Genomic DNA, 23,272 nt, shown 5'->3' on the forward strand with positions numbered 1-23,272 from the left:
CCTGCGTGGGCCTAGACAGCGGGCAGAATGGCTTTCCTCGCGACGATCTATTTCTGGCTCAAGGCCGGGCACATCATCTTCATGGTGTTCTGGATGGCGGGCCTGTTCATGCTGCCGCGGCAGATGATCTACATGGCCCCCGCCGCCGCTGGGTCGGAGGAAGAGGCGCTGTGGGCGAAGCGCAGCGGGCTGCTGCGGCGGATAATCCTCACGCCCAGCCTGATCGTTACCTGGGTGCTGGGCCTGCTGATGGCCGCGCAACTGGGCCTGTTCAGCGGCGCGGGCGGGCTCGGATGGCTCCACGCCAAGCTGCTCTTCGTCGTCATCCTGACCGGCTTCCACGGTTTCCTGGTGGCCAAGGCAAAGGCGATGGCGCGTGGCGAGCGACCTTTGAGCGAACGCCGGCTGCGCATGATCGGCGAAGTGCCCGGTGTGCTGCTGGCGATCATCGTCGTGCTGGTCGTGGTCAAGCCGTTCTGATTTTTCGCCGCGCCGCGCATCTGGCGAATTGACCCGACCCTCTCGCGGGCATAGACCCGCACTCACCACCGGCGAAGGATCGCCCGCGACCAGAGCGGCGATCCGGGTCTGCTTTCTCCAAGCCCCTTAGGCCTGCCGGCATCCCAACGAATACAACGGAATACCAAAGACATGCATCTCAAGGAACTGAAACAGCGGACGCCGGCGGACCTCGTCGCCATGGCCGAGGAATACGAGGTCGAGGGCGCCAGCACGATGCGCCGGCAGGACCTGATCTTCGCGATCCTGCGCGAAGTGGCCGAAGACGGCGAGGAAATCCTCGGCATCGGCACGATCGAGGTGCTGCAGGACGGCTTCGGCTTCCTGCGCAGCCCCGAGGCGAACTACCTCGCCGGGCCGGACGACATCTACGTCTCGCCCAATCAGGTCCGCAAATGGGGCCTTCGCACCGGCGACACGGTGGAAGGCGAGATTCGCGCTCCCAAAGACGGCGAACGCTACTTCGCGCTGACCAAGCTCAAGTGCGTCAACTACGAGGACCCGGACGCGGTGCGCCATCGCACCAATTTCGACAACCTCACGCCGCTCTATCCCGACGAGCGCCTGCAGCTCGACACCAAGGACCCGACGGTCAAGGACAAGTCGGCCCGCGTGATCGACCTCATCAGTCCGCAGGGCAAGGGCCAGCGCGCGCTGATCGTGGCCCCGCCGCGCACCGGCAAGACGGTGCTGCTGCAGAACATCGCCAAGGCCATCACCGACAACCACCCCGAGGTCTTCCTCCTCGTCCTGCTCGTCGACGAGCGGCCCGAGGAGGTCACCGACATGCAGCGCAGCGTGAACGGCGAGGTGATCTCCTCGACGTTCGACGAACCTGCCAGCCGCCATGTGCAGGTGGCCGAGATGGTCATCGAAAAGGCCAAACGCCTGGTCGAACACAAGAAGGACGTGGTGATCCTGCTCGACTCCATCACCCGCCTCGGCCGTGCCTATAACACCGTTGTGCCGTCCTCGGGCAAGGTGCTGACCGGCGGTGTCGACGCCAATGCCCTGCAGCGCCCCAAGCGCTTCTTCGGCGCGGCGCGCAACATCGAGGAAGGCGGAAGCCTGTCGATCATCGCCACCGCGCTGATCGACACCGGCAGCCGCATGGACGAGGTGATCTTCGAAGAGTTCAAGGGCACCGGCAATTCCGAGATCGTGCTCGATCGCAAGGTGGCCGACAAGCGCATCTTCCCCGCGCTCGACGTGGGCAAGAGCGGCACCCGCAAGGAAGAGCTGCTGGTCGAGAAGGACCAGCTCAGCAAGATGTGGGTCCTGCGCCGCATCCTCATGCAGATGGGCACGGTCGATTCGATGGAATTCCTCCTCGACAAGATGAAGGATTCCAAGACCAACGAGGATTTCTTCGCCACGATGAACCAGTAGGTCGGCCGGTCCGGCAGGGCTGCTGGCGGGCCGTCCGCCTAGCGCCCTGCGGACACGAAACTGTCCGCCCGTGCGCCCGCCCAGTCTCGGGCATAGGGCGTGCCACCCGGATCGGCGAGCAGTTCGCCCGGTTCGAGGAAGCGGTAGATGTTGTCGATGGTGTCCGACCGGGCACTGTTCTGACGTTCGAACAGGTGGCGCGGCTGGATCTGCCAGGGCGTTTCCAGCCCCATCGCCACGACCATCTCGCGCAGGGCATGAAGCGTGTGGCGCTGGAAGCGGGTGACGCGCTCCGCCTTGGTCGGCACCACCAGTCCGCGCTGACGGGTGGCGTCCTGCGTGGCGATGCCCGTCGGGCAACGGTCCGTGTGGCACTTCATCGACTGCACGCAGCCCAGCGCGAACATGAATGCGCGGCCCGCGTTGCACCAGTCGGCGCCGAGGCCGAAATTCATCGCCATGCCCGCGCCCGAATGCACCTTGCCCGCGGCCCCGATACGGATTTTGTCGCGCAGGTCCGCCCCCACGAGGGCGTTACGCGCCAGGATCAGCCCTTCGCGCAGGGGCATTCCCACCCGGTTTGAGAATTCCACCGGCGCGGCCCCGGTGCCGCCTTCGGCCCCGTCGATCACGATGTAATCGAGCATGATCCCGGTTGCGCACATGGCCTTGACCACGGCGAAGAATTCGTGCGGTTTGCCCATGCACAACTTGATGCCGACGGGTTTGCCGCCCGACAGTTCGCGCAGCTGCGCCGCCCATTCGAGCAGCCCGGTGGGCGTGGAAAAGGCGGAGTGGCCCGGGGGCGAAACGCAATCCGTGCCGACGGGTACGCCGCGCGCCTCGGCGATTTCCTCCGTCACCTTGGCGCCCGGCAAGACCCCGCCATGGCCGGGCTTGGCGCCCTGGCTCAACTTGATCTCGACCATCTTCACCTGGTCGATCTGCGCGGTATCGGCAAAGCGCGCGGGATCGAAGCGGCCGTCCTGCGTGCGGCAGCCGAAGTAGCCGCTGCCGATTTCCCATACGAGATCTCCGCCGTGGGAGCGATGATAGCGCGACAGGCCGCCCTCGCCGGTGTCGTGATAGAAATTGCCCGCCGCCGCGCCCTGGTTCAGCGCCATGATCGCGTTCGCCGACAGCGAGCCGAAGCTCATGGCGGAAATGTTGAGGAGCGAGGCCGAGTAGGGCCTGGTGCATTGGTCGCCGCCCACGTCCACCCGCCATTCGGATGGCGCATCCGCGTTGGGCACGATGGAGTGGGCCAGCCACTCGTATTCGTCGGAATAGACGTCCAGCTCGGTGCCGAACGGATGCGAATCGAGCTGGCCCTTGCTGCGGGCATAGATCAGCGCGCGTTCGTCGTGATTGAAGGGCCGCCCCTCGAGGTCGCCCTCGACGATGTAGCTGCGCAGGTACGGCCGCATGTCCTCCATCAGCCAGCGCACGCGGGCCAGCAGCGGGTAGTTGCGCCGCAGGGTGTGCTTGCGCTGCACGAAGTCCCACAGCGCCACCAGCAGCAGCGGCACGGTCAGCACCAAGCCCCAGAGCCAGTACCCGCCGGCGGTCACCAGCAGTGCGGTCAGCGCCAGCAGCAGCGCCGGCAGGGCAAAGCGGGTGACGAGTCTCGCGGATTCGCGAAGGTTGGCCCGGTTCTCCATCAGCACCGCACTCCGGGCGATGAGGGTCTGGCGCGGGAGTGGCTGGAATTCGCCGCGAACTCGCTCATATAGGGACTCCCGCTGCGCGCCTGGGGGTCTCGGCGCTCAGCCTCACTACGCGGCAGGCCCGGAAAGGTGTCCCGAGATGAAGCTCCATATCGAGATCGACTGCACTCCCGAGGAAGCGCGCCAGTTCATGGGCTTGCCCGATGTCGAGCAGGCCAATGCGATCTACGTCGATACCATCACCAAGGCGATGAAGGGCGTGACCAACACCGACCAGCTCGAACAGTATGCGAAGCAGCTGGCGCCGATGGGGCAGATGGGCCTGAAGATGTTCCAGAGCTTCGTGGACGGAGCGAGCAAGGCGTCGGGCACTTCCTCGCGGCGGCCGGGTGGCAAGACGGACGACTGAGCGCGGGCGCGTGGATACCATCTTCGCCCTGTCGAGCGGCGCGCCGCCGGCGGGGATCGGGGTAATTCGCATAACCGGCCCGGCCGCGCCGATGGCACTGATGGCGATCGCGGGCAGGGTCCCGGCGCCCCGTCACGCCACGCGGGCGGTCTTTCGCGACGGTAGCGGCGAGGCTCTCGACGATGGATTGATGCTGTTCTTTCCCGGTCCGGCCTCCGCGACGGGGGAGGACCTGGCCGAATTGCATTGCCACGGCGGCCGCGCGGTGGTCGCCGCGATAGAGGCTGCGCTATCCGCGCTGCCGGACTGTCGCCGGGCCGAGCCAGGAGAGTTCACCCGCCGCGCTTTTGCCAACGGCCGGATCGACCTTGCCGAGGCTGAGGGACTGGCGGACCTTCTGGCGGCCGAAACGCAGCTGCAGCGGCGCAGCGCATTGCAGCTGGCCAGCGGTGCGTTTTCGCGGCAGGTCGAGGAGTGGCGTGCTTCGGTGTTGGCGCTCTCCGCACAAGTCGAGGCTGTGCTGGACTTCGACGACGAAGACGATGTGGCCGAGCTTCCGGCCAGTTTCTCCACCTCGGTAAATGAATTGTCGCAAGCCTTGCTGGGCGCGCTGGACGCTCCGCACGCGGAGACCTTGCGCGATGGCTACCGGGTCGCCCTGGCCGGGCCGCCCAATGCCGGGAAATCCACGCTTTTCAATGCCTTGTGCGGGGATGATGCGGCGATTACAGCAGATACCGCGGGCACCACGCGGGATGTTCTTACGCGTCCGTTGGCGCTTGCCGGCATTCCCTTCACGCTGGTCGACATGGCCGGGCTGCGTGCTCCCGGCGACGACGGTATCGAGGCCATCGGTATCGCCCGCGCTCAAGGGGAAATCCAGCGTGCCGACCTCGTGCTGTGGCTGGGGAGGGAGGGCTCCGGTCCGGAGGGGAGCTGGGAGATCGATGCCCAATGCGACCGTCCCGAGCGCGAACCCAAGGTCGCGCCGCGTCTGCGCGTCTCTGCGGTTACCGGTGAGGGCATGGACGACCTGCGCCGCGCCCTGATCGAGCGGGCACGCGAAGAGATGCCGACCCCGGGCGCAACCGCGCTGAACCGGCGTCAGCGCGAGCGGATGGGTGAGGCGCTGGAGGCCTTGGACGGCGCCGAGGGGCTCGGCGATCCGCTTCTTGTTGCCGAGCAGTTGCGGCGCTGCCGTGCGGCCTTCGATGCCTTGGTTGGAAGGACCTCCACGGAGGACGTACTCGACACGCTGTTTGGCCGATTCTGCATCGGCAAATAGCTGTTCCACGTGAAACAACAACCGCGCAGCTAATCCTTTGACCGGGATTTGGCCGGCCACTATCTGCCACTCCATGAGCGCATTCGACATCATCGTGATCGGCGGGGGCCATGCTGGCTGCGAGGCGGCGGCCGTATCGGCGCGCATGGGCCTTGCAATCGCGCTTGTCACCTTCGGTGCTGCCACTGTCGGAGCGATGAGTTGCAACCCGGCCATCGGCGGTTTGGGCAAGGGTCATCTCGTCCGGGAGGTCGATGCCTTCGACGGGCTGATCGGTCGTGCGGCGGACGCCGCGGCCATCCATTACCGGATGCTAAACCGCTCGAAGGGGAGTGCGGTGCAGGGTCCGCGCGTGCAGGCGGACCGCAGGCTGTTCCGCCGAGCGGTTCAGGCAATGCTCGCTGCGCAGCCCACCCTCCGAATCGTCGAAGGAGAGGCAGCCGCGCTCGTCATGCAGGGCGAGCGTGTTACCGGTATCGAACTTGCCGACGGCTCCACCCTGACCGCGAAAGCCGTAATCTTATGCACCGGCACTTTCTTGGGCGGGAAGCTCTTTCGTGGCGAGGAACGGCTCGAGGGTGGACGCATCGGGGAAAATTCCGCGCAATGCCTGGCCGAGCAGCTGCGTAGGGCGAACCTGCCTATGGCGCGCCTTAAGACGGGAACTCCGCCTCGGCTGGACGGACGAACCATCGATTGGGCGCGTCTGGAAGAACAGCCTTCCGATGATGAGCCGTGGACGATGTCGCCGCTTACAGGTGCTCGTGCCAATCCGCAGGTGTTCTGCGCTATCACGCGCACCAATGCCAAGGCGCACGAGATTATCGCGGCGAGCCTCGACCGTTCCCCCTTGTTCACCGGCGCCATCGATGCGGCGGGTCCACGATATTGCCCGTCGATCGAGGACAAGATTCACCGCTTCGCCGACCGCGACGGGCACCAGGTCTTCCTCGAACCCGAGGGGCTGGGGACTCATCTGGTCTATCCCAACGGCATCAGCACCTCACTTCCCACCGATGTCCAGCTGGCGATGCTCCATGCCATGAAGGGACTGAAAGAAGTTCGGATGGAGGTGCCAGGTTACGCGGTCGAATACGACCATATCGACCCTCGTGCGCTGGGTCGGGATCTGCAGGTGCGCGCCATTCCGGGACTGTACTTTGCAGGCCAGATCAACGGCACGACCGGGTATGAGGAAGCGGCCGCACAGGGCTTGTGGGCGGGTCTGCACGCGTCGTGCGATGTGCTAGATCGCGCCCCTCCAGCGCTTGACCGCGCCAACAGCTATATGGCGGTGATGGTGGACGATCTTACGCTGCAAGGGGTCAGCGAGCCGTATCGCATGCTGACGGCCCGGGCCGAGTTCCGGCTGCGATTGCGAGCCAATAACGCAAGTTCCCGCTTGACCCCAATGGCCATTGACGTGGGTTGCGTGGGAAGCGAACGCAGGGACTGGTTCCAGCAGCGCGAATGTGAGCGTTCCACGTGGAACAAGGCTTTTGCCAACAACGTTACCTCCAGCGAATTGCACGACGCGGGTGCACCGGTGCGCCGCGATTCAGGGCGACGCTCAATATCCGAATGGCTTACGTTTCCCGGCATGAACCTGGACATCTTCTCCCCGTGGCTTCCGACGGGACTGGCGCCGCACTCCGCTATCGCGGAAGAAGTAGCGGAGGACAGTTTTTATGCGCCATACCTGGCGCGTCAGGAGGCCGAATTGCGAGACCTTCGGCAAAGCGAGGAGGTGAAGCTGGGGGACGAGTTTCCCTATGCCAATGTTCCCGGTCTCTCGAATGAAATGGTCGAGAGGCTATCGCTGGCGAGCCCTTCCACTCTTGCCGCTGCCAGTCGTGTGCGGGGGATCACCCCTGCCGCACTTGCGGCGTTACTCGTTCACGCACGGCGTCTCTCGAGAGCGGCATGATCACCACGGAAGCGCAGGCGCGATCGTTCAGCGCGGAACGTTGCGATGAGCGAGGGTTGGAACGAATAGAGCGCTTCATCGAGCAACTTCGAGACGAGAATTCGAGGCAAAATCTCGTCTCGTCCGCGAGTTTGGACCATGTCTGGCAACGTCACATCGCCGACAGCCTGCAAATACTCGACCATGTTCCACGTGAAACAGGAACGTGGCTCGACCTCGGCAGCGGTGCGGGCTTGCCAGGCTTGGTTGTCGCATTGGCGCGACCGGAGCAATCGATCATCCTAGTCGAATCGCGTAAGCGGCGGATAGAATGGTTGCGGGCCAATATCAGCCAATTCGGGCTCACGAATTGCTCAGTCGAAGGCAGCAGACTCGAGAACGTGGAGACCCGGCAGGTCTCAATTATTACTGCACGCGCCTTTGCCCCGCTGGGTAAGCTGATGGACTTGTCCACCCGGTTTTCCACACGCTCGACCTTATGGGTGTTGCCGAAAGGCCGTTCGGCAGCGCAAGAACTGGCCGAGCAGCCTCCCTACGTCCGCGCGATGTTTCACGTGGAACAGTCCCGGACCGATCCGGAGGCAGCAATTTTGGTGGGGCAAGGGAGGCCTTCGCGCACATGATCGTCATCGCGATTGCCAATCAGAAGGGCGGGGTGGGGAAGACCACCAGTGCCATCAACGTCGCCACTGCGATGGCGGCCAGCGGTTGGCGCACGCTGCTGATCGATCTCGATCCGCAAGGCAATGCTTCGACCGGGATCGGCGTAAGCGCAGCTGCGCGCGAGGCGTCCAGCTATGACGTGCTGGTTGACCAAGTGCCTGTTTCCGAATGTATTTCGTCCACCAGCATCCCCGGGCTGGATCTCCTGCCCGCTACCGTCGACCTCAGCGGGGCCGAAATCGAATTGGTCGCTGCCGAGAACCGCACCTACCGTCTGCGCGAGGCCTTGGCCGGGCATCGGGGGCACGACGTCGCTTTCATTGACTGCCCTCCGTCGCTGGGGCTGCTCACGCTCAACGCGCTCTGCGCCGCAGATACCCTGCTGGTACCGCTGCAGTGCGAGTTTTTCGCGCTCGAGGGCCTCAGCCAGCTGCTCCAGACCGTTGAGCAGGTCCAGCAACGCTTTAACCCCGATCTCGGCATTGTGGGCGTCGCGCTCACCATGTTCGATCGCCGCAACCGCCTGACGGACCAGGTGGCCGACGACGTCCGGGAATGTCTCGGCGATCTTGTTTTCAACGCGGTCATTCCCCGCAACGTCCGCCTGTCGGAAGCTCCGAGCCACGGACTGCCCGCGCTCGTCTACGACCATTCGTGCATGGGAAGCCGCGCCTACATGGACCTGGCGCGCGAACTGATCGGCAGGCTTCCAAAGGAGAGGGCAGCGGCATGAGCGACAACGAGACCGAGAACGGCGAGGCGCGCCCCGCCGCGCCCCGGCGCAAGCTGGGCAAGGGCCTCGGCGCGCTGCTGGGCGAGGCGCGGCGGGAGGAGCCGCTGGTGGCTTCGCGCCCCACTCCGCGACTGTCCGGCGGGCTCGCCTATCCGGCCGAGAGGGGGGGCGCCACGACCGATGGCCTCGCCACCATCGCCATTGCCGACATCGAACCGCATCCCGATCAGCCGCGCCGGTTTTTCGACGAGGAAGCACTGGCGGAGCTAGCCGCGTCGATCGCCAGCCGCGGCGTGATCCAGCCGGTGATCGTGCGTCCGCTGGCGAACGGGAAGTTCCAGCTGGTGGCCGGCGAGCGCCGCTGGCGCGCTTCGCAAAAGGCGCAGCTGCACGAAATCCCTGCCTTGATCCGCGACCTCGCCGATCGCGACGTGATGGCGCTCGCCCTCATCGAGAACGTGCAGCGCGAGGACCTGAACCCGGTCGAGGAGGCGCGCGCTTATCAGCGCCTCGCCGAATACGAGGACATGACACAGGCAGAGATTGCCGGGCTGGTCGAGAAATCCCGCAGCCATGTCGCAAACCTTCAACGACTGCTGTCGCTGCCCGACGACGTTCTCGATCACATCGAGACCGGGCGGCTCGACATGGGCCATGGCCGCGCGCTGATCGGGCTCGACAATGCATCGGACTTGGCGAACGAGGCTATCGCCAAGAGTCTCTCGGTGCGCGATGTCGAGAAACTCGCGCGCAAGGCCAAGGCTGGCGATACACCGGCGCAGCGCCGCGCTCGCCCGCCGCGCGACCCGGCGCAAGACGCCGACATCGCGGCGGTCGAGAACCACCTCGAGGAATTTCTCGGCCTGCCGGTGAAGATTGCCACGGACAGTGACCCACGGTCGGGCGCGGTGACTGTGCGTTTCCGCACCTTAGACCAGTTAGACCTTATCTGTCAAAGGCTTACGGGCGGCGGCATCTGACACTGCGGCGGCGCGAAAGTCGCGCCGCGCGACTTGTCCGGCTCAGGATCCCGCGATCGGGGTGAGCTTGCCCGGCTCGCGAATAGGGCGACGAATCGTGCGGCGGGCGCGCGGACGCGGGGCCGGTGCGGCCTCCTCGATCTCGACAATTTCTTCCGTCACGATGGTGCGGCAATTGGCGTCGTGGCGATGCCCGCCCATGCCATGCGCCGCGACGGGCATGACCATCATCATCTGCTGCTGGCCGTAGCCCCACGATCCGCCGCCCATCTCGTAGCGGCGCAGATAGGCATCGCAGTAGCGATCGGCCCAGATCTCGCCGCGCGAAGCATAGCCGTCGCCGTCGCTGTCCAGCGCCGAGCCGACCGCGGCCCCGGCCAGCCCGCCGACACCCGCACCGATCAGGGTGCCGGCCGTGCGGTTGCCGTCGGCGACGCGGTTGCCGATCACGCCGCCAGTGACCGCACCCACCAGCCCGCCGATGACTGCGCCGTTGCCGCCGCGCCGGTCGTAATAGCGGTCATCATCGTAGTAGCCGCCGCCGTCGGCCATCAGCAGGCGGCAGTCGGAAAGCCAGGCTTCGCGCTCGGCCAGCGTATAGGCGAGACGGCCATCGGGCGAAGCGGGCAGGTAGCGCGGATCGCGCCTTGCGTCGCCGTGCCCCTCGGCGTGGTAGGTGCCGTCCCATTCGCCTTCGTAGTGGTCGCGGTCGACCCAATGGCCTTCCCAGCCGCCCTGGTAACGCCCGTCGTAGCCGTCGGGATCGGCAGCGATGTCGTGCTCGTAGACCACGGCGCCATCGTCGTAGACGACCTCCTGCGCGAGAGCCGGGGTGGACACCGCCAGCAAGGCGGCGCTTGCGAGCAGCAGGCGGTTACGGGTCGACATCGCGGCAAATTCCCCTGTTCGGTTCGGGCAGATTACCCGTTAACCTGGAATTTACCTTGAATGTCCCGCAAATCCACGGGTTCTGGCGCTGCTGTCCCGATACGGGTCAGTGCACGCGGGGGAGCGCCGCTTAGATGCGATGGGCCAGCACGGCGGCCAGCGCTTCGATCCCGTCGCGGTCCTCGGTATCGAAGCGCGCGAGGCTGGGGCTGTCGAGGTCGATCACCGCCACCACCGCACCATCGCGTATCACGGGCACGACGAGTTCGGACCGGCTGCGCGCGTCGCAGGCGATGTGCCCGGGAAAGGCGTGGACGTCCGCCACCAGCTGCGTTTCGCCCCGCGCGGCAGCACCGCACACCCCCACGCCCAGCGGGATGCGGATGCAGGCGGGCCTGCCGGCAAACGGCCCCAGGACAAGCTCGCCATCGACCATGCGGTAGAAGCCCGTCCAGTTGCAGTCGTCCATCCACTCTCCCATCAGCGCGGCGACGTTGGCCATGTTGGCCACGCCATCGGGCTCGCCTGCGGTCAGCGCATCAGCGGCCTCGACCAGAGCGCGGTAGAATTCGGGCTTGGAAGCGGCGGCATCGGGTTTGAAATCGAACATGACACGGCCCCTAGCCGCCAAATCCGTTGCCGCCTAGCGGCGCGCGCCGTATCACCGCGGCCATGCGCATCCTCAAGAAAATCCTCATCGCCCTTCTCGTCGCCGTCGTGGTGACTGCCATCGCCGTGTGGTGGCTGACCCGTCCCGTCGAGGCGACGATCCCGCTCGACGACACTACGGGGACCGACCCCACGCTGGTCGAGCCCGATCCGCAGACTTTTCCCACCGTCGGCGTCGTCTCGCCAGTGGGCTGGGGCGAGGGCGAGGCACCGACGGCGGCGCAGGACCTGGTGGTCAATCGCTTCGCCGAGGGGCTCGACCATCCGCGCGTGATCTACACCCTGCCCAACGGCGACGTCCTGGTGACTCTCACCAACGCGCCCGATCGCCCGGTGGCGGGCGGGTTCTTCACGAATCTCGTCGCCAAGGCGCTGTTCTCCAAGGCGGGCGCGGCGGTCCCGTCCGCCAACCAGCTCGTGCTGCTGCGCGACGGAGACGGCGACGGAATGGCCGAGGAGCGCCACGTGCTGCGCGAGGCCGACCTGTCCTCGCCGTCCGGCATCGCCTGGGCCGACGGCAAGCTCTACATCGCCAATCACGACGCCATACTGCGCTTCGACTATGCGCTGGGCGACGATGTGGTGACGGGAGAGCCCGAGAAGTTGGCCGACCTGCCCGCGGCGGGCAATCACTGGATGCGCAACCTGCTGTTGAGCGACGATGGCGAGCGGCTGTACGTCGCCGTGGGCTCGGCCTCCAACATCGGCGAAAGCGGGATGGAAGTTGAGGAGAACCGCGCCGCAATTCACGAGCTCTACCTTCCCAACCTCTCCGCACGCCTCTTCGGCGCGGGGCTGCGCAATCCCAACGGGATGGCGTTCAACCCGTGGACCGGCGAGCTGTGGACCACGGTGAACGAGCGCGACATGCTGGGCTCCGACCTGGTGCCCGACTACATGACCAACGTCCCCATCGGCGCCAACTACGGCTGGCCATGGGTCTATTTCGGCGACGTGGTCGACGAGCGGGTGGAGGCGCCGATGCCGCGCTTCCTCACCGACTATAGCCGCAGGCCCGAATACGCGCTGGGCGCGCACGTCGCGGCGCTGGGCCTGACCTTTACCGGCGAAGGCAACCGGATGGGCATGGGGCAGGGCGCCTTCATCGCCCGCCATGGATCGTGGAACCGCGTGCCGCAGTCGGGCTACGACGTGGTCTTCGTCGCCTTCGACGATCGCGGCAATCCCACGGGCAAGCCGGTGCCGGTGTTGACCAACTTCCTGATCGACGATGAGCAGACCCGTGGGCGCCCGACCTGGCTGGCCTGGGACCGTACCGGCGCGCTGCTGGTGAGCGATGATACGGCGAACATCATCTGGCGCGTGCAGTCGCCCACGGCGACCCCCGGCACGGCGATCGAGCGCAACACCGGCGAACGCCTGCCGCCGCGCCGGCAATTGCAGGGCGATCCGCGCCGAGCCTTCGAGGAAGGCGCGATCCCGATGTCGGACGTGATGTAGCTAGAGCTGTCGCCCGGTGCGCCCGGCGACCTCGATGACGTAATGCCAGGCGACGCGGCCCGACCGGGCGCCGCGCCGCTTCGCCCACTCGAGCGCGTCGGCTTCATTCAGCCTGAGCCCGTAGGTTTCGGCATAACTGCGGACCATGGCGAGGTAGTCGTCCTGGCTTGCCGCGTGGAAGCCCAGCGACAGGCCGAACCGGTCGGCGAGGGCCAGCGTGTCGTCCACCGCGTCGCGCGGGTTGAGCGGATCGCCTTGCTCGGCTGCCTCGCGCGGCACCACGGCGCGGCGGTTGGAGGTGAGGGCGATACGCACGTTGGCTGGCCGAGCATCCACCCCGCCGTCGAGCCAGCTGCGCAGGTGATGCGGGGTGACGGTGTCGCCCTCGGCAAAACCCAGGTCGTCGAGGAAGACGAGAAACTCGCGCTCCACGCGCGCCAGTTCGGCGAACAGTGCGGGCAGCGTGCCCACCGCCTCGCTCGCGACCTGCACCAGACCCACCCAGCCGCCGGCCTCGTGGTCCTGCACCACGGCGGCGCGGACGAGGGCGCTCTTGCCCATGCCGCGCGCGCCCCAGAGCAGCATGTCGTGCGCCGCCGAGCCCTCGGACAGCCGCGCGACATTCTCGGTGACCGCCGCCTTCTGCCTGTCCACGCCCAGCAGCAGCTCGAGCGCCGGCGCCTCGATCCGCTCCACTCCGCGCGCGGTCTTGCCGGTCCAGACATAGGCGGGATGCGCCAGCCAGTCCGGCGCAACCGGCGGGGGTGGTACCAATCGCTCGAGCGCGTCGGCGATGCGGGCGAGCAGTTGGGCGTGGTCTTGCATCGGTGCAGGAGCTACAGGCGCTGGCGATGACCGACAAGAGCGTGACCGTGGCCGAGGCCGTCCAGCGCCTGCGCGCCGGCGAGCTCGTGGCTCTGCCCACCGAGACGGTCTACGGCCTTGCCGCGCGGGCCGACAGCGGGGAGGCGGTGGCGAAGATCTATCGCGCCAAGGGCCGACCGGACTTCAATCCGCTTATCGTCCACGTCGCTTCGCTGGCGATGGCGCGCGGCCTGGCGCATTTCGACGCGCGCGCCGAGGCCTTGGCCGCGCGGTTCTGGCCGGGCCCGCTGACGCTGGTGCTGCCGCTGCGCGAGGGCGCTGCCATCGCCCCGGCCGTCACCGCCGGGCTGCCGACCATTGCCCTGCGCCAGCCCGCGCACCCGCTCGCCGCAGAGGTGCTGGCCGGACTGGGCCTGCCGCTCGCCGCGCCGTCCGCCAATCGCAGCTACCGTCTCAGTCCGACGCGGCCCGAACACGTGCGCGCTTCCTTCGGCGAGGCGGCTCCGCCGGTGATCGACGGGGGGGAATGCACGGCGGGGCTGGAATCGACGATCGTCGCGCTGCGTCCGGACGGCGGCTGGTCGTTGCTGCGACCCGGCCCCGTCGGCGCCGAGGAACTTGCGCGGCTCCTCGGTACGGAGGAAAAGTCGCGCGGCGCGACTATCGAGGCGCCGGGGCAGCTGGAGAAGCACTATTCGCCCGGCAAGCCGCTGACGCTCGATTGCGCCGAGCCCCCGCCGGGAAGCTATGTGATCGGGTTCGGCGCTGCGGTTGGAGACACGAACCTGTCGCCGACAGGGGACCTGGCCGAGGCCGCGTCCCGGCTCTACGCATGCCTGCACGAGGCGGCGGCATCCTCTAAGGCGACCATTGCCGTCGCTCCGATCCCGAGGCACGGCATGGGCCGGGCGATCAACGACCGGCTGGCGCGCGCGGCGAAGGCCTAGTCCTCTTCCGGCTCGACCGGGATCGTGGGCAGCAGCGCATCGATCTCGGCACGCAGTTCCACGGCCTCGCGGCAGGCGCGGTCATTGCCGGCGAGGCAGCGCTCCTCTTTATCGGCGTAGTCGCCTTGCAATTCGGCGAGTCGCTCCTCGCGCCGCCGGATCTCGCGCCCGCGCTGCTCGTCGCGTTCGGACTGGCTGACGGTGGCGAGGTCGACCGCGCGGCTGGCGATCCGGACCGGGGCCGTCACCACGTCGACCGCGGTCTTGGCGAGGCATCCACCGAGGCCTGCAACCAGCAGCGGCGCGACGATCAGGATGGTGTGCTTGCGGTTCATCGGCGGGTCTCATGCATGGGGGCGTCTGGTAACCTCGCCGTGCATGGACCCACCTGTCTGAGTACGCAATGAACCTTGACGGGCGCCCCGTCAGGCGGCCTCGTCGCCCGCGGCCTCTTGCGGGATGGTGGTCAGGCGGCCCGATCCGCCGGACTTGAGCGAAACGCGCGGGCTGCCGTGGACGACGATGTCGCCCGATCCGCCGATGCGCGCCTCCACCGCGCCGTCGCAGGCGAAGCTGGCCTTGCCCGACCCGCCGATGCGAACCTCGGCAATATCCACCGCGAGCCCGGGCGAGACGAAATGCCCGCTGCCGCCGATGGCGACCTCCAAGGCTTCGCTGCGGCCGGCAAGCGCGATGCGGCCCGATCCGCCGATCTTCGCCGTGACGAGATCGCAGTCGCATTTATCGATGCGGACTTCGCCCGATCCGCCGATCGCGACCCGGGCCACGCCGGTCAGCCGCGCGGCCTCGACCGTACCGCCGCCGGCAACGGCGACCTCCCGCAGTGCCGGAATGGTGATGCCGACGGTGCACGGCGCGCCGGAGCGGCGGCGACGGATGCGCAGCGTATCGCCGTCGCGGCGGAAGCGCAGAGCGTCGATGTCCTCTCCGTCGACCATAACGACGAAGCCATCGCCGTCCGTCACGCGCACCCGGTCCTTGCCCGACAGCGCGACCTTGAGCTTCGTCGGCGCGCCGCCTTCCAGCGAGAGCGCGTCGAAGCTGCTCCAGCCATCGGCCTCGTTCTCGTTGTCGCCTTGGAAGCGAAACTTGCCGCTTTCGGCCATCGCCTCGCCAAGGGCCTGGCCGATGGTGCGGATCAGTCTATCGAAGTTCATGGCTGCCACCTCCGATTGCGTATTAGGTTACTAATACACGAAAGTGCCGCTCCGGGCAAAGCCGCTCGTCGGTGGACGGCAGCAGTTTGCCGAGGGCTCAACGCGCGGCAATCGCCTGCCCGCCGCAGACCAGCGAGCCGGAACCCGCCGACTCGACCGAACAATCGGCATCGCCGTCGACGGTGACGGTGCCCGACCCGGCGATTGTGGCGCTGACGGTCCCGTCGGAAGCAAAGGCCGCATCGCCCGATCCGCCGACCATGACCTCCGCCCTGCCGACTGCGAGCCGCGCCATGTCCGCGCTGCCGCTGCCCGCGACGACGATGTCCATGTCCTCGGCCCTGCCTGCGAGCCGCGCCGTGCCGCTGCCGCCGATGACGACGCTGAGTTCCCGCGCATCGACGCGCGCGACATCGAGCGAACCGGAGCCGCCGATCACCACGTCGGCATCGCCGGCGACGGCGAAGCTGGTCAGGGTGCCCGATCCGCCGATCACCAGTGCGGAAGGGGCGGGAATGGTCACGGTGACGGTGGCGTAGTCCTCGTCGCGCCAGTCGCCGTCCTCGCGGCCGATCACCAGTGCGTCGTCATCGATGGCGAAGCGCATGCGCTGCTTCGCCCGCTCGCTACCCTCGACGGTCACGCCGAAGCGCGTCCCTTCGACCACCACCACCCGGTCCGGCCCGCCGAGCACCACGCCCTGGGGGATCTCGGCGGGGGTTTCGAGCCGGGCGAGCGGCACGCCGTCGAAATCGCCCGCGACCACCGCGTCGTCGAGCTCGCAGCCGCCAAGACTCAGCAGCGCCGCAGCGCCAAGCCCTATCGAAAATGCCGTGCTTCCCATGTCTCTTCTCCGCCCTGTCTTGTATTCACAATACAGCGGAGCGAGCGCGCCGGCAAAGTCGCCCATCGAGGCGGCTTGGCGGTTGGCGGATACGAGAAGGGGCCGCTCGCACCCGGCGAACGGCCCCTTTTCAGCAGCGACGAGTGACGATCAGGCGTCTTCGGCGGTGTCGTAGTACTGCGGCGCGTGCTCTTTCAGCACGTCGAGGATCTTGGCGAGCGCGGTCGGCTCGTCGGTCTTCTCCATCGCCGCCAGCTCGCGGGCGAGGCGGCTGGAGGCGGCCTCGAAGATCTGCCGCTCGGAATAGCTCTGCTCGGGCTGGTCCTCGGGACGGAACAGGTCGCGGGTCACCTCGGCGATCAGCACGATCTCGCCCGAATTAATCTTCGCCTCGTACTCCTGCGCACGGCGGCTCCACATGGTGCGCTTGACCTTGGGCTTGCCCTTCAGCGTCTCCATCGCTTCCTTCAGGGTCTTGTCGCTCGACAGCTTGCGCATGCCGATCGATTCGACCTTGTTGGTGGGGACGCGCAGGGTCATGCGCTCCTTCTCGAAGCGGAGCACGTAGAGCTCCAGCTGCATCCCGGCGATTTCCTCGTTCTGCAACTCGATCACACGGCCTACACCGTGCTTGGGATAGACGACATAATCACCGACTTCGAAAGCGGGTGCGCTCGCAGCCATAAAGTAAGTCCTTTTGCGTGGGCCTGTCCCGAAAGCGCCGGCAAATGCATGAAGCCCCGCGCGCCGACGTAGCGACGTCCGGGACTATTACAGTACATGTTGCGAGAAGCGGGGACCTGCCTTCCTAATCCGCCTGCCGCCGATGCCGGCTGACAGCCGGGTAAGTATATAACAGATTCGTCTTATAAATGCCACCCCGCGCACGTCATCGGCGAATCGCGCGCGCGAGCGCGGCCCGGGAAGGGGTCAGTCCGCCGCGCCGAGTCGCTGGGCGAAGGCAGTCTCGGCCGGCGCGTTGAGTTCCGCCCCGATGATCAGGACATAGGCGCTCAGGTACAACCAGGTCAGCAGCACGACCACCGCACCGAGCGAGCCGTAGGTCGCATCGTAGCTGGCGAAATTGGCGACGTAGATCCCGAAGCCGAGCGTCAGCAGCGCCTCGCCCACCGCGAAGAACACGGCGCCGGGCAGCTGGCGGGCGGGCGGCGGCGGGCTGCGGTCGGGGGCGAAGCGGTAGAGCAGCCAGGCGCTGCCCATGGCGGCGGCAAAGACGATGGCGTAGCTGGCGATCTTGGCAAGAGTGCTCTGGAGCAGACCGGTGGCCGCCAGCGCGCCGCCCACCAGCGCAAATCCGAGGATCGCGCCCAGCGTCATGCCGAGCGCCAGCAGATTGCGCTTGACGAAGCTGCGCGAATCGGTCCGGTCGTAAGCGATGTCGAGCGCGGTGATGATGGCGCCCGCCCCGTTGCGCGCGCCGAACAGGGCGATGGCGAGGGCCACCAGCAGCCCGAGACCCGCCGTGCCCGTCGCCGCCTGCGTGGCGGATTCGAGCTGGCCGGCGATCAGGTCCGCCGCGCTACCCGGCAATACGCCGGCCAGCGCCTGGGCATCGCGCGCCACGGTCTGGGGGTCGGCGAACAGGCCGTAAAGCAGCACGATCGCGCCGAGCATCGGCACGATGGCGAGGAAGGCGTAGTAGGAGACGCCCGCCGCGACGATGCCGGCGTTGTCCTTCCCCGCCTCGGCAAAGGCGGTCTTCAGGGCGTGGAACCAGCTTTCGGAAGGGTCGGGCGCCGCGGCCTTGTGATCGGCATGCGGCGCTGGAATGTCCGGCACCTAGTCGCCTTCGCCGGGCTCCGGCGAGAAGAACTTCTCGTACTTGCCCTCTTCGCCCTTGTGCTCGTCGGCGTCGGCGGGCGGGTCCTTTTTCTCGGTGATGTTAGGCCATTCGGCGGAGAACTTGGTGTTGATCTCCAGCCACTTCTCGAGGCCGCCCTCGGTATCGGGCAGGATCGCCTCGGCCGGGCACTCGGGCTCGCACACGCCGCAGTCGATGCATTCGCTGGGGTTGATGACGAGCATGTTCTCGCCCTCGTAGAAGCAGTCGACGGGGCACACCTCGACACAGTCGGTGTACTTGCACTTGATGCAGGCGTCGGTGACGACGTAGGTCATGGCGTAGCGGGTCCTCGGGTTTCGCTTGCCCCTGCTATGGCGGCTGGATTCCTCGCGTCAAGCTCCCGGTAATGCGCGCGCGCCTCGGCCGGAGGTCCGCGCCGTTCGGGCAGGGCGTCGATGGCGACGACGCGGACGGCGTGGCCCACGGGCAGCGTCAGCACGTCGCCCGCCTTGATCGCGCAATCGGCCCGCAAGGCGCGCTGGCCGTTCAGCCGCATGTGCCCCTCACCGATCCAGCGCTGCGCCTGGCTGCGACTCTTTACGAAGCGCAGGCGGCACAGCAACAGGTCGAGCCGCATTCAGCTGGTCTTGCCGAATAATTCGGCGAGGCCGGCGAGCGCCTTGCCGGTAGCGGGCCCTGTAACGGCAGGCTTCTCGCGCCGTTCGCCGCGCCCTTCCGGCTTGCCCTTGCCCGACTGCGGCTTGCGCGGGCGATCGCCGCGGGGTGTCTTGCGTTCGGCACGCTGGGGGCGCTCGCGCGAGGGCGGCTGCATCGAATCCTTGCGCGGCGCGCGCCATGTCCACAGCAGCGGCCTCGGCGGGCCGAACATGCCCTCGGCGAGCGGCTTTGCCTCGCCCTGCCGAAACCCCGCATCGCGCATCAGCGCGCGGAAGCTTTCGGGCAGCAGGCCCATGCTCGTCGCCAGCGCCGCATCGACGAGGAAACCGTTGCGATTGCCCTCGGCTCGCCCCTCGTGCGCGGCGCGGAAGAGCTTCTCCGCCATGTCCACGCGGATCGCCTGCTTGCCTGCGTGCCGGTATCCGGCGGGAAGGTGCCGTCCGCCCTCGATGACGGCTTCCATGCCTGCCTGCACGGGTCGCCTGTCCACGCCGAGCGCACGCAGCAACTGGCGCGGCCCGGGCTTGAGCAGCGCGGGTGCGAAGACATCGAGCGAACCGATGCTGACGCCCAGCTTGCGCAGCAGCGGGCGCTTTTCCTTGGGCACGTGGGCGAGTCCCGCTTCCTCGCGCCTGACGGTGCCCGCGCGGTCGGCCAGCGTCAGCAGCAATGCGCGCACCTCGCTCCCGGCCTCGGGGTCGAGCGCGGCGGCCTCCAGTGCGGCGAGCGGTTCGAGCGGGGCGAGCTTTTGCGCCAGCCACAGTTCCAGCGCCTCGCCGAGGCGGGCCTTGTGCGCCGGATCGAGCTGGCCGAGTTCCTTGGCCACCACCACGCGCGGGCGCACGACGGACTTGCCGCGCTCGAGAACGGCGACCTTCTGCGTGCCGCGCACCAGCGCGCCGTCGGCAAGTTCCAGCTCGCCCAGCTCGTCCGTCACCAGCTTCTGCGCCTTGGCCGCGAGCAGCGCGGGCATATGCCGCTCCGCCGCCGCCAGCATAAGCTTGCGATCCTCGACGCTCGCATCGGCATCGACCACGAAGCGGAAGCCGTCGAGATGGCCGATCGACTGGCCCTCCACCGTCACCCGGCCATCGTCTTCCAGTTTCACGCGCAAGAGCCCTCTGTCCTTTCCCATCGTTCGCATCAGTACCGCGGTTCGCCTATTGACGAAACGCTCGGTCAGCCGCTGGTGCAGCGCGTCCGACAGCTTCGCCTCCGCCGCCCGGGCGCGCGCCGCCATCTCGTCGCGGGCGAGCACCCAATCGGGCCGCTGGCAGATGTAGGCCCAGCTGCGGATTGCCGCCAGCCTGCCCTGCAGCGTGTCGATGTCGCCCTGCGTGCGGCCCAGCTCCTCGATCCGCGCGGCGACGTAGTCCGCACCGATATGCCCTTCGCGAAGATCCGACCACAGCCGCGCGACGAAGCGGGCGTGGGCATCGGCGCCAAGCTGGCGGAAGTCGGGCAGCTGGCACGCCTCCCAGAACCGCCGCACCAGTCCGGCTCCGCGCACGCTGCCGGCAATATCCGGCTGTTCGGCGAGGCGCTTCAAAACGGCGAGGTCGATGGCCTCGGGCGCGGGGGAGAGCTGCTCCTCGAAGGGCTTGGCCTCGAGGTCGCCGATGAGCGTGGCAAGGCTGTCGAAGCGCGGGGTCGGCTCGCGCCAGTAGAGCTTGGTGAGCGGGGCGAAGCGGTGCTGTTCTATCGCGTAGACCTCCTCGTCGGTGAACTCGAGGGGGCGACCGCGTCCCTCGCCCGCGCCCGAGAGCGTGCCGAAGGTTCCGTCGGTCTGGTGCCGCCCCGCGCGCCCGGCGATCTGCGCCATTTCCGCCGGGTGCAGCCGCCGCTGGCGCACGCCGTCGTACTTGGACAGCGAGGCGAAGGCGACGTGGTGGACGTCGAGGTTGAGACCCATGCCGATGGCATCGGTGGCAACGATGTAGTCGACCTCGCCCGACTGGAAAAGTTCGACCTGCGCGTTGCGGGTCTGCGGGCTCAGCGCCCCCATCACCACCGCCGCGCCGCCGCGAAAACGCCGCAGCAGTTCGGCCACCTGGTACACCTGCTCGACCGAGAAGGCGACGACGGCGCTCCTCGGCGGCAGGCGCGAGAGCTTGCAGGCCCCCGCGTGGCTCAGCGTCGAGAAGCGCGGACGATCCTCCACGCTCGCTTCCGGCACCAGCGCGCGCACCATCGGCTCGAGCGTGGCGGAGCCGAGCAGCATCGTCTCTTCACGGCCCCGCGCATTGAGCAGCCGGTCGGTGAAGATATGCCCGCGCTCGCGGTCGGCGGCGAGCTGCGCCTCGTCGAGCGCCACGAAGGCGCGGTTGCCCCCGTCCCTCGGCATGGCCTCGGCGGTGCAGAGGAAATAGCGCGCGCCCGGCGGCTCGATGCGCTCCTCGCCGGTAATCAGCGCGGTCGCCGCGTCGCCCTTCAGCGCACGCACCTTGTCGTAGACCTCGCGCGCCAGCAGCCGCAGGGGGAAGCCGATGGTGCCGCTCGAATGGCCGCACATCCGCTCGATCGCCAGATGCGTCTTGCCGGTGTTGGTCGGGCCGAGGACGGCGCGGACGGCGGGCCTGTCAAGGAAGCGCGTGGTCACGGTCTGCCTGACATGGCGCGTGGCGCGCCGGTGCGCAATGGCCACTCGCTTCGCCGCAGCGGGGACTCGGCTCACCGATGTTAAGTGCAAATTTACTTTGTCGGCGCAGGGTTTGCGCGCCATGAGCACCGGCGGATCGGTGTCGCGCCGCCCGGCTGGACGGCCTCTCATGCGCGCGACGACCAGGAGGGTAGCTGTGTTCGACCATCGCGGGAGCGAGAGGCTGGAAGGGCCGGAGGGCGCGCTTGCGCTGCCCGCCGCTGCCGCCGCGCCCCGCCACATCGCCCGCACCTCCGGCCTGTCCGAACGCTTCGGCGAGTGGCGTCTGCGCGCCGCCCACGCGCTCGCCCATGCCGACCTCGCGCCCGACCTGTCGCGCGACATCGGCTCGAAACGCTGGCTGCGCGGCATGGCAACGCTGATCGGCCTCTCCGCGGTCGCCATCGCGGCATTCCCCGGCTTCTCACCCGTCGAGGCCGCCCCGGCCATGCGCATCGACGACAGGGTGCGCGACGAATTCCGCAGCCAGATGATCATGCCCCTCGCGCTCGGCGCGGACAGCGGGCGGCGGATGGGCGCGACCATGGCCGTCACCCCGCTCGCCAGTGCTCCCGAGCGCCCGCGACTCGATCTCGTCGCCACGCTGGCGCAGGGCGACGGCTTCGACCGCATGCTGCGCCGCGCAGGCGTGGGGCAGGACGAGGCGAGCCTGATCGCGCAGATGATCGAACGCGCCGTGCCGGTCGACCAGATCGCCCCGGGCACGCAGGTCGACATCACTCTGGGCCGCCGCCCCGGCCCCGAGGCGCCGCGCCCGGTCGATGCGCTGAGCTTCCGCGCCCGGTTCGACCTGCAACTGGCCGTCGAGCGCAAGGACGGTCGCCTCGTGCTCGACCCGCGCCCGATCATGGTCGATGCCACGCCGCTCAGGATCCGCGGCAAGGTCGGCCCCAGCCTTTACCGCGCCGCGCGCGCTGCGGGGGCTCCGCCGAGCTCGGTGCAGCAGTTCCTGCGCACGGTCGGCCAGCAATACGACATCGACCGCGAGATCGGCGCCGACGACGAATTCGACATGATCGTCGACTATCGCCGCGCCGCCACCGGCGAGGTGGACGTCGGCGACCTGGTCTACGCCGCCGTCATCCGCAACGGTCGCCCCAAGGTCCAGCTGATGCGCTGGGGCCGCGAGGGCCGTTTCTATGACGCGACGGGCACGGGCGAGTTGCGCGAAGGGCTGATCCAGCCGGTGCCCGGTGCCGTCACCAGCCGGTTCGGAATGCGCCGCCACCCGATCCTTGGCTACCGCCGGATGCATTCGGGCCTCGATTTCCGCGCCGCCAGCGGCACGCCAATCTACGCCGTGACCGACGGCGTGGTGAACTTCGCCGGGCGCAACGGCGGCTACGGCAATTTCGTTCGCCTGCGCCATGCGGGCAACCTGTCGACCGGCTACGCGCACATGAGCCGTATCGCCGTGTCGAACGGGCAGAACGTGCGGCGCGGGCAGGTGATCGGCTACGTCGGCTCGACCGGCCTCTCCACCGGCCCGCACCTGCACTACGAGATGTATCGCGGCGGGCAGACGATCGACCCGGCCAGCGTGCGCTTCGTCAACCGCGCGCAGCTTTCGGGCGCGGACATGGCCAACTTCCGCGAGCAGCTGGTTCGCCTGCAGCTGGTGCGCCCCGGCGCGGCCCTGGCCAGCCTCGCACCGGAGAGCGCCGCCAGCGAAGAGCCGGTGCGCGAGATCGACCGGATCGAGAACCGCCAGCGGGTGCAGTAGGCCTTCGCCGAAGGGCGAGATTGC

23 protein-coding genes are annotated in these 23,272 nt (G+C 67.9%); 11 read left to right on the forward strand and 12 right to left on the reverse strand.

The genetic code is table 11. The features are described 5' to 3' along the window. Nucleotides 1-27 precede the first annotated feature (27 nt). Complete coding sequence (locus AAW00_RS08750; RefSeq protein WP_047003970.1) at nt 28-480, forward strand: CopD family protein; 453 nt, start codon at nt 28-30, stop codon at nt 478-480. Between the two features lie 171 nt (nt 481-651). After that, nucleotides 652-1,908: a transcription termination factor Rho gene (gene rho, locus AAW00_RS08755; protein ID WP_047003971.1), complete on the forward strand. Its 1,257-nt coding sequence runs from the start codon at nt 652-654 to the stop codon at nt 1,906-1,908. 38 nt (nt 1,909-1,946) lie between these two features. Here rho and AAW00_RS08760 read toward each other — a convergent pair whose 3' ends face one another. After that, on the reverse strand, nt 1,947-3,569 hold the full coding sequence (locus AAW00_RS08760; protein WP_047003972.1) for an FMN-binding glutamate synthase family protein: 1,623 nt from the start codon (nt 3,567-3,569) through the stop codon (nt 1,947-1,949). Nucleotides 3,570-3,714: 145 nt separating this feature from the next. On the opposite strand from AAW00_RS08760, the gene AAW00_RS08765 reads away from it, so the two are divergent. From AAW00_RS08765 to AAW00_RS08790, 6 genes are all read left to right on the forward strand, one after another. Further along, nucleotides 3,715-3,984, forward strand: a complete 270-nt coding sequence (locus AAW00_RS08765; RefSeq protein ID WP_047003973.1) for a DUF6489 family protein — start codon at nt 3,715-3,717, stop codon at nt 3,982-3,984. 10 nt (nt 3,985-3,994) lie between these two features. Continuing rightward, nucleotides 3,995-5,269: a tRNA uridine-5-carboxymethylaminomethyl(34) synthesis GTPase MnmE gene (gene mnmE / locus AAW00_RS08770; protein ID WP_047004532.1), complete on the forward strand. Its 1,275-nt coding sequence runs from the start codon at nt 3,995-3,997 to the stop codon at nt 5,267-5,269. 73 nt (nt 5,270-5,342) lie between these two features. Then, the gene (gene mnmG / locus AAW00_RS08775; RefSeq protein WP_047003974.1) at nt 5,343-7,196 is read left to right on the forward strand and encodes a tRNA uridine-5-carboxymethylaminomethyl(34) synthesis enzyme MnmG; all 1,854 of its coding nucleotides are present in this window, start codon (nt 5,343-5,345) and stop codon (nt 7,194-7,196) included. Beyond that, a complete protein-coding gene (rsmG, locus tag AAW00_RS08780) occupies nt 7,193-7,819 on the forward strand; it encodes a 16S rRNA (guanine(527)-N(7))-methyltransferase RsmG (RefSeq protein ID WP_047003975.1) in 627 nt (208 codons plus the stop codon). Before mnmG ends, rsmG begins: the two co-directional genes overlap by 4 nt. Then, the gene (locus AAW00_RS08785; RefSeq protein ID WP_047003976.1) at nt 7,816-8,592 is read left to right on the forward strand and encodes a ParA family protein; all 777 of its coding nucleotides are present in this window, start codon (nt 7,816-7,818) and stop codon (nt 8,590-8,592) included. The genes rsmG and AAW00_RS08785 overlap by 4 nt, the downstream gene beginning before the upstream one ends. Further along, a complete protein-coding gene (locus AAW00_RS08790; RefSeq protein WP_047003977.1) occupies nt 8,589-9,572 on the forward strand; it encodes a ParB/RepB/Spo0J family partition protein in 984 nt (327 codons plus the stop codon). Before AAW00_RS08785 ends, AAW00_RS08790 begins: the two co-directional genes overlap by 4 nt. A 42-nt stretch (nt 9,573-9,614) precedes the next feature. On the opposite strand, the gene AAW00_RS15290 is transcribed toward AAW00_RS08790, so the two are convergent. Together AAW00_RS15290 and AAW00_RS08800 are read right to left on the reverse strand one after the other, a co-directional pair. Beyond that, nucleotides 9,615-10,460 (reverse strand): glycine zipper domain-containing protein, encoded by an 846-nt coding sequence (locus tag AAW00_RS15290; protein WP_052761855.1) that lies wholly within the window; start codon nt 10,458-10,460, stop codon nt 9,615-9,617. A 130-nt stretch (nt 10,461-10,590) separates the two neighbouring features. Then, nucleotides 10,591-11,070, reverse strand: coding sequence for a GAF domain-containing protein (locus AAW00_RS08800; RefSeq protein ID WP_047003978.1), 480 nt, complete (start codon nt 11,068-11,070; stop codon nt 10,591-10,593). A gap of 62 nt (nt 11,071-11,132) precedes the next feature. Between AAW00_RS08800 and AAW00_RS08805 the strand changes: the two genes are divergently transcribed. Continuing rightward, entirely contained in the window at nt 11,133-12,590 is a 1,458-nt protein-coding gene (locus AAW00_RS08805; protein WP_047003979.1) for a PQQ-dependent sugar dehydrogenase, read from the forward strand. Here the strand turns inward: AAW00_RS08805 and AAW00_RS08810 are convergent, their stop codons facing one another. Then, nucleotides 12,591-13,415 (reverse strand): DUF815 domain-containing protein, encoded by an 825-nt coding sequence (locus tag AAW00_RS08810; RefSeq protein ID WP_047003980.1) that lies wholly within the window; start codon nt 13,413-13,415, stop codon nt 12,591-12,593. 26 nt (nt 13,416-13,441) lie between these two features. Here AAW00_RS08810 and AAW00_RS08815 point away from each other — a divergent pair, with 26 nt between their 5' ends. Next, nucleotides 13,442-14,362 carry an L-threonylcarbamoyladenylate synthase gene (locus AAW00_RS08815; protein ID WP_047004534.1) on the forward strand — a complete coding sequence of 307 codons (921 nt, stop codon included), beginning with the start codon at nt 13,442-13,444 and terminating at the stop codon, nt 14,360-14,362. Here the strand turns inward: AAW00_RS08815 and AAW00_RS08820 are convergent. The 8 genes from AAW00_RS08820 to AAW00_RS08855 form a co-directional block, all read right to left on the reverse strand. Beyond that, nucleotides 14,359-14,697 carry a hypothetical protein gene (locus AAW00_RS08820; RefSeq protein ID WP_047003981.1) on the reverse strand — a complete coding sequence of 113 codons (339 nt, stop codon included), beginning with the start codon at nt 14,695-14,697 and terminating at the stop codon, nt 14,359-14,361. The genes AAW00_RS08815 and AAW00_RS08820 overlap by 4 nt on opposite strands. Nucleotides 14,698-14,787: 90 nt before the next feature. Beyond that, complete coding sequence (locus AAW00_RS08825; protein WP_156170019.1) at nt 14,788-15,540, reverse strand: GIN domain-containing protein; 753 nt, start codon at nt 15,538-15,540, stop codon at nt 14,788-14,790. Between the two features lie 97 nt (nt 15,541-15,637). After that, nucleotides 15,638-16,384, reverse strand: a complete 747-nt coding sequence (locus AAW00_RS08830; protein ID WP_047003982.1) for a head GIN domain-containing protein — start codon at nt 16,382-16,384, stop codon at nt 15,638-15,640. A gap of 150 nt (nt 16,385-16,534) precedes the next feature. Beyond that, nucleotides 16,535-17,068 carry a CarD family transcriptional regulator gene (locus AAW00_RS08835; RefSeq protein ID WP_047003983.1) on the reverse strand — a complete coding sequence of 178 codons (534 nt, stop codon included), beginning with the start codon at nt 17,066-17,068 and terminating at the stop codon, nt 16,535-16,537. Between the two features lie 246 nt (nt 17,069-17,314). Then, on the reverse strand, nt 17,315-18,184 hold the full coding sequence (locus AAW00_RS08840; RefSeq protein WP_156170020.1) for a YihY/virulence factor BrkB family protein: 870 nt from the start codon (nt 18,182-18,184) through the stop codon (nt 17,315-17,317). Continuing rightward, on the reverse strand, nt 18,185-18,523 hold the full coding sequence (gene fdxA / locus AAW00_RS08845) for a ferredoxin FdxA (RefSeq protein WP_047003984.1): 339 nt from the start codon (nt 18,521-18,523) through the stop codon (nt 18,185-18,187). Further along, nucleotides 18,520-18,825, reverse strand: a complete 306-nt coding sequence (locus AAW00_RS08850; protein WP_047003985.1) for a S4 domain-containing protein — start codon at nt 18,823-18,825, stop codon at nt 18,520-18,522. Before AAW00_RS08850 ends, fdxA begins: the two co-directional genes overlap by 4 nt. Beyond that, nucleotides 18,826-21,465 carry a helicase-related protein gene (locus AAW00_RS08855; protein WP_047003986.1) on the reverse strand — a complete coding sequence of 880 codons (2,640 nt, stop codon included), beginning with the start codon at nt 21,463-21,465 and terminating at the stop codon, nt 18,826-18,828. Nucleotides 21,466-21,661: 196 nt separating this feature from the next. On the opposite strand from AAW00_RS08855, the gene AAW00_RS08860 reads away from it, so the two are divergent. Further along, nucleotides 21,662-23,248 carry a M23 family metallopeptidase gene (locus AAW00_RS08860; RefSeq protein WP_241461678.1) on the forward strand — a complete coding sequence of 529 codons (1,587 nt, stop codon included), beginning with the start codon at nt 21,662-21,664 and terminating at the stop codon, nt 23,246-23,248. Nucleotides 23,249-23,272 lie beyond the last annotated feature (24 nt).

The sequence above is a fragment of the Aurantiacibacter luteus genome (assembly GCF_001010945.1).
In the GTDB taxonomy this organism is placed as follows: Bacteria; Pseudomonadota; Alphaproteobacteria; order Sphingomonadales; family Sphingomonadaceae; genus Alteraurantiacibacter; species Alteraurantiacibacter luteus.